Source organism: Pseudomonas citrullilanati (assembly GCF_030580855.1).
Classification (GTDB): domain Bacteria; phylum Pseudomonadota; class Gammaproteobacteria; order Pseudomonadales; family Pseudomonadaceae; genus Aquipseudomonas; species Aquipseudomonas citrulli.
On record NZ_JAUQOP010000057.1, the window covers coordinates 22,845 to 29,138 of the forward strand.

Annotated in this window: 6 protein-coding genes; all 6 read right to left on the reverse strand. The window is 63.5% G+C overall.

What is annotated here, in order from left to right:
• Positions 1 to 118: 118 nt before the first annotated feature.
• A complete protein-coding gene (gene der, locus Q6A48_RS24040; protein ID WP_042727987.1) occupies positions 119 to 1,591 on the reverse strand; it encodes a ribosome biogenesis GTPase Der in 1,473 nt (490 codons plus the stop codon).
• 133 nt (positions 1,592 to 1,724) lie between these two features.
• A complete protein-coding gene (gene bamB / locus Q6A48_RS24045; protein WP_304556899.1) occupies positions 1,725 to 2,876 on the reverse strand; it encodes an outer membrane protein assembly factor BamB in 1,152 nt (383 codons plus the stop codon).
• On the reverse strand, positions 2,869 to 3,510 hold the full coding sequence (locus Q6A48_RS24050) for a tetratricopeptide repeat protein (protein ID WP_304556900.1): 642 nt from the start codon (positions 3,508 to 3,510) through the stop codon (positions 2,869 to 2,871). The genes bamB and Q6A48_RS24050 overlap by 8 nt, the downstream gene beginning before the upstream one ends.
• 40 nt (positions 3,511 to 3,550) lie before the next feature.
• Positions 3,551 to 4,840: a histidine--tRNA ligase gene (gene hisS / locus Q6A48_RS24055; RefSeq protein ID WP_304556901.1), complete on the reverse strand. Its 1,290-nt coding sequence runs from the start codon at positions 4,838 to 4,840 to the stop codon at positions 3,551 to 3,553.
• A 22-nt stretch (positions 4,841 to 4,862) separates the two neighbouring features.
• Positions 4,863 to 5,972 carry a flavodoxin-dependent (E)-4-hydroxy-3-methylbut-2-enyl-diphosphate synthase gene (ispG, locus tag Q6A48_RS24060; protein ID WP_304556902.1) on the reverse strand — a complete coding sequence of 370 codons (1,110 nt, stop codon included), beginning with the start codon at positions 5,970 to 5,972 and terminating at the stop codon, positions 4,863 to 4,865.
• Between the two features lie 3 nt (positions 5,973 to 5,975).
• A partial coding sequence (locus Q6A48_RS24065) for a DUF4115 domain-containing protein (protein ID WP_304556903.1) occupies positions 5,976 to 6,294 on the reverse strand: 319 nt, incomplete at its 5' end.

Sequence of the window (6,294 nt, forward strand, 5' to 3'; positions counted from 1 at the left end):
ACCGAGTTGCCGATTTTAGGGCTGCTTCGCAACCCAGCGGGGATAAATCCCCTCGCCACAGGATTCTGTGTGCTGTCATTTGGTCACTGTGGGCAAAGCCCCCACAGTGACCAGCAGATCAGCGCTTGTCGCGGCGCTTCTTGTCGGCCTTCTTGTGGTGCGACATCAAGCGGCGCTTCTTGTTGACCTGGCGGTCGGTGAGCGTGTTCTTGTTGCCTTCGTACGGGTTCTCGCCACCCTTGAACTCGATACGGATCGGCGTACCGACCAGCTTCAGGACACGGCGATAGGTGTTTTCCAGGTAGCGGACGTAGGACTTGGGCACCTTCTCGATCTGGTTACCGTGGATCACGATGATCGGCGGGTTGGCGCCACCCAGGTGAGCGTAACGCAGCTTGATCCGGCGGTTGTTGACCATCGGTGGCGCGTGCTCGCCGACGGCGTCCTCGAGGATCTGGGTCAGGCGGTTGGTCGGCCAGCGGGTGACCGCCGACTTGAACGAGTTCTGCACCGACGCGTAGAGGTTGCCCACGCCCGTGCCGTGCAGGGCCGAGATGAAGTGGATGTCGGCGAAGTCGACGAAGAACAGCCGGCGCTGCAATTCGACCTTCACGAAATCCCGCTCGCTCGGCGTCATGCCGTCCCACTTGTTGATCGCGATGACCAACGCACGCCCGGCTTCCAGGGCGAAGCCCAGCAGGTTCAGGTCGTGGTCGACCACGCCCTCGCGGGCGTCCATCACGAAGATCACCACGTTGGCGTCCTTGATCGCCTGCAAGGTCTTGACCACGGAGAACTTCTCGACTTCCTCGTGGATCTTGCCGCGCTTGCGCACACCGGCGGTGTCGATCAGCGTGTACTTCTCTTCGTTACGTTCAAAGGGAATGTAGATGCTGTCGCGGGTGGTGCCGGGCTGGTCGTACACGATCACCCGGTCTTCGCCGAGCATGCGGTTGACCAGGGTCGACTTGCCCACGTTGGGACGGCCGATGATGGCGATCTTGATCCCGTCTTTTTCGCTCGGGCCCGGAATGCGCTTGGCTTCCTCACCCTCGGCGACGATTTCCTCCTCGCCCTCTTCCGGCTCGTCTTCATCGTCCTTCGGGAAGTCCGCCAGGGCGATTTCCAGCAACTGGCTGATGCCGCGACCATGGGCACCGGCGATCGGGATCGCCTGGCCCATGCCCAACGGCGCGAATTCGGCGCGGGCCATGTCCGGGTCGATGTTGTCGACCTTGTTGGCCACCACGTGGGAACGCTTGTTACGTTTGCGCAAATGCTCGGCGATCATCTGGTCGGCGGCGGTAAAACCGGCCTTGGCGTCTACCAGGAACAGCACCACATCGGCTTCTTCGATGGCGAGCAGCGACTGCTCGGCCATTTTTTCGTCCATGCCGTGTTCATCACCGGAGATGCCGCCGGTGTCGACCAGGATATAGGTACGCCCTTGCCACTTGGCCTCACCGTATTGGCGATCACGGGTCAGACCGGACAAGTCGCCGACGATGGCGTCGCGAGTCCTGGTCAGGCGGTTGAACAAGGTGGACTTGCCGACGTTCGGTCGGCCCACCAGGGCGATTACGGGAACCATGCGGCTCTCCACTGCGTTATTTCAGAAAATACAAAAGCCGCTGCGAGGCAGCGGCTGGTGCTCGGGGCAGTCTGTGCAAGCCCTGCAAACCTTGTGAACAAGGCCGCTTGGGGGATTAGCCCCAAGCATAGTCTTACTTGATGGTCAGGGCTTCCAACTTGCCGCTGTTGCCATACACATAGATCATGTTGCCCACCACCAGCGGACGCGCCCGCAGGCCATCGCTGTCGATGCGCTCACGGCCGACGAAACGGCCGTCTACCTGGCTGAGCAGGTGCAGGTAACCTTCCAGGTCACCCACTGCAACGTAGCTGGAGAACACTTCCGGGGCCGACAACTGGCGACGCGCCAGGGAGTCGTTGCTCCACAACGCGGTGGTGGAACGCTCGTCGACGCCTTCGACCGTGCCCGAGGACAGGCTCACGTAGACGCTGCCGAACCCTTGGGCGACACCGGCGTAGCTGGACGCATCGCGTTGCCACAGCGGGCGACCGCTTTCCAGGTCCAGTGCCGCGACGCGCCCCTGGTAGCTGGCGACGTACAGCGTACCGCCGGACAGCAGCAGGCCGCCGTCGATGTCGACCACGCGCTCCAGTTCCGAACGGCCTTGCGGGACGGCTACACGCTGTTCCCACACCGGCACGCCATTGGAGATGTCCAGGGCGACCACTTTACCGGTCGACAACCCGGCCACCGCGAGGCGGTTGGTGACGACCGGCGCGCTGGTGCCGCGCAGGGTCAGTACCGCCGGGGTGCTGTCATACACCCAGCGCTGGTTGCCGGTGGCGGCATCCAGGCCGATCAGGCGGTCATCCTGGGTCTGGACCACGACCACGTCACCGTTGGTGGCCGGCGGTGCCAGCACCTCGCTGGTCACACGGGCGCGCCATTTCTCTTCGCCATTGCTGGCGTCGAGGGCGACGATCTCACCCTTGAGCGTGCCGATCATGACCAGCCCGTAGCCCACGCCCACGGCGCCGGAGACGGGCAGTTCGAGATCCTTTTCCCACTTCACGTCGCCGTTCATGCGATCCAACGCGAACACTTCCCCGGTGACGTCACCGGCGTAGATCGTGTCGCCATCGATGGCCGGCACCAGCATGTTGTAGGTTTCGCCCTGGCCTTCGCCAATGGAACGGCTCCATTGCTTCTGCAGCACGACTTCTTCCTTGAAATCGGTCAGTTCGGCCGGAGGCAGTTCTTTCTTGCTGTTGCTGCTGCAACCCGCGGCCAGAACGGCCAGGGCCAGCAATGCTGCATGTTTCCAACGGATCACGTCACGCATCCCCTTTGGCCAGGTCGTCCAGCTTGATTTGCAGGCCACCGACCGCGGCTTCATCCGACAGCGCAGCCTTGGCTTTTTGGTAGGCCGCATGGGCCTCATCGGTGCGGCCCAGCTGTACCAGCAGGTCGCCCTTGAGTTCTTCGCGAGTTGCCAGGAAGGCTTTGTCGGCATCGCCGTCGAGCAGCTTCAGGGCGTCCTCGGTCTTGTTCTGCGCCGCCAGCACCTGCGCCAGGCGCTGGCGCGCCACTTCGCCCAGGGTCGCGTTGGCCGGCTTGTCGACAATGCCCTTGAGTTCGGTGGCGGCGTCGTCCAGCTTGCCGTTGTCCACGGCGACCTTGGCCACGAACAGGCGACCGTACTGCGCATAGGCGGTGCCGCCGAACTCGCTGTTGAGCTTGCCGGCCAGGTCCGCCACGCGGGCGGCGTCAGGCTTGCCGTCTGGCGTCAGGGTGGTTTCCAGCAATTGCTGATAGAGCATCGAGGCGCCTTGCGACTGGTTGCTCTGGTATTTCTGGTAGGCCTGCCAGCCGAACACGATGACCAGCGCCAACAGGCCGCCAGTGACCAGCGGCTTGCCGTTGCGCGTCCACCAGTCCTTCAAATCCGCCAGCTGTTCATCTTCGGTACTCGACACCCCAATACTCCTTAATCGCTAAATCGGCTGTTTGACAGCTTCAACCCTGCACGACGCAGGTGGCCAGGTGTGCGGCAAGCGCATCCCAGGCAATGCTTTGTTGTTCGCCCTGGCCACGCAGGGGTTTGAAACCTACCACTTGTTGGGCCAGTTCGTCGTCACCGAGGATCAGCGCATACAGTGCACCGCTCTTGTCGGCTTTCTTGAACTGGCTCTTGAAGCTGCCGGCGCCGGCGTTGATCTGCAGGCGCAGGTTGGGCAACTGGTCGCGGACCCGTTCGCTCAGGGCCAGCGCCGCCAGTTCGGCCGCTTCGCCGAACGCGCACAGGTAGACGTCGACCTGCCGGGACAGCTCTTCGGGGACCTTGTCCAAGGCTTCAAGCATCAGCACCAGGCGCTCGATGCCCATGGCAAAGCCCACGCCCGGGGTCGGCTTGCCGCCCATCTGTTCCACCAGCCCGTCGTAACGGCCGCCGGCACACACGGTGCCCTGGGCGCCGAGCTTGTCGGTGACCCACTCGAACACGGTCTTGCTGTAGTAATCCAGGCCGCGAACCAGCTTGGGATTGATCACGTAGGGAATGCCGACGGCGTCGAGGCGCGCCTTCAGCCCTTCGAAGTGCGCACGGGATTCGTCGTCGAGGTAGTCGGCCATTTTCGGCGCGTCGACCAGGATCGCCTGGGTGTCGGCATTCTTGGTGTCGAGCACGCGCAGCGGATTGGTCTTCAGGCGGCGCTGGCTGTCTTCGTCGAGCTTGTCCAGGTGCGCGGAAAGAAACTCCACCAGCGCTTCACGGTAGCGGCCACGGGACTCGCTGGTGCCCAGGCTGTTGAGCTCGAGCTTGACCGCGTCACGCAGCCCCAGCTCGCCCCACAGGCGCCAGGTCATGACGATCAGCTCGGCGTCGATGTCCGGGCCGTCGAGGTTGAACACCTCCAGGCCAATCTGGTGGAACTGGCGATAGCGGCCCTTCTGCGGGCGCTCGTGACGGAACATCGGGCCGATGTACCAGAGCTTCTGCACCTGGCCGCCACCGGTGATGCCGTGCTCGAGCACCGCCCGCACGCACGCCGCCGTGCCTTCGGGGCGCAGGGTCAGCGAGTCGCCGTTGCGGTCGTCGAAGGTGTACATCTCTTTTTCGACGATGTCGGTCACTTCACCGATGGAGCGCTTGAACAGCTCGGTGAACTCGACGATCGGCATGCGGATCTGGCGGTAACCGTAGTTATCCAGCAAACGCGCCACGGTGCCCTCGAAATAGCGCCACAGGGGCGTCTGCTCGGGCAGGATGTCGTTCATGCCACGAATGGCTTGCAGGGACTTGCTCACAGGTTTTCCTTAATTCGTTCGATCAGCCGCGCGCGATGACCGCGGCGTCGGCCTCGACCTTCTCGGCCGCTTTCTCGCGGATCAGCCGTTCCAGCTCATCCACCAGATTGTCATTCGTCAATTTCTGCGACGGCTTGCCGTCGATGTAAATCAGGTTCGGCGTACCGCCGGTGAGGCCGATATGGGCCTCCTTGGCTTCGCCCGGCCCGTTGACCACGCAACCGATCACCGCGACATCCAGCGGCACCAGCAGGTCTTCCAGACGCCCTTCCAGCTCGTTCATGGTCTTGACCACATCGAAGTTCTGCCGCGAGCAGCTCGGGCAGGCGATGAAGTTGATGCCACGGGAACGCAGGTGCAGGGACTTGAGGATGTCGTAGCCGACTTTCACTTCCTCGACCGGGTCCGCCGCCAACGAGATGCGGATGGTATCGCCAATCCCTTCGGCGAGCAGCATACCGAGGCCGACGGCGGATTTCACCGTGCCCGAGCGCAACCCGCCCGCTTCGGTGATGCCCAGGTGCAGCGGCTGGACGATTTCCTTGGCCAGCAGGCGGTAGGCTTCGACGGCCATGAACACGTCGGAGGCCTTCACGCTGACCTTGAAGTCCTGGAAATTCAGGCGTTCGAGGTGCTCGACGTGACGCAGGGCCGATTCCACCAGCGCCGCCGGGGTCGGTTCGCCGTATTTCTTCTGCAGGTCTTTTTCCAGGGAACCGGCGTTCACCCCGATGCGGATCGGGATGCCACGGTCGCGGGCGGCATCCACCACGGCGCGCACACGGTCTTCACGGCCGATGTTGCCCGGGTTGATGCGCAGGCAATCCACGCCCAGCTCGGCCACGCGCAGGGCAATGCGGTAGTCGAAGTGGATGTCGGCCACCAACGGCACCTTGACCTGTTGCTTGATCCTGCCGAACGCTTCGGCGGCGTCCATGTCCGGCACCGACACCCGTACGATGTCGACACCGGCGGCTTCCAGGCGGTTGATCTGCGCGACCGTGGCGGCCACGTCGTTGGTGTCGCTGTTGGTCATGCTCTGCACAGCGATAGGAGCATCGCCGCCCACGGGCACGTTGCCGACCCAGATCTTTCGGGATTCGCGACGCTTGATAGGAGATTCGCCGTGCATGACTTATTGACCCAACTTCAGGCGAGCGGTCTCGCCACTGGTGAACGGAGCCACATCGACCGGCTGGCCGTTGTAGCTGACCTGCGCGCCACGGGCATAACCCAGGCGTACGGCAAAAGGTGGCTTGCCATTGATGGACGTACTGTCGCCCTTGCGCTTGAGACCACTGAACAGCACCTTGCCGTTGCCGTCGGTGACCTGGGTCCAGCAATCGGCGGTGAACTGGATGGACACCTGGCCTTCACCGGCTGCGGGGGCCACTGGCGTGACCGGGGCGACGGCGGGTGCGGTGGGCGCGGCGGTGGTTGGCGCAGGCGTGGCC

Bases quoted from the DNA above. Each gene is read 5' to 3' on its own strand.
- der (WP_042727987.1), bottom strand. From the start codon at position 1,591: ATGGTTCCCGTAATCGCCCTGGTGGGCCGACCGAACGTCGGCAAGTCC.
- bamB (WP_304556899.1), bottom strand. From the start codon at position 2,876: ATGCGTGACGTGATCCGTTGGAAACATGCAGCATTGCTGGCCCTGGCC.
- ispG (WP_304556902.1), bottom strand. From the start codon at position 5,972: ATGCACGGCGAATCTCCTATCAAGCGTCGCGAATCCCGAAAGATCTGG.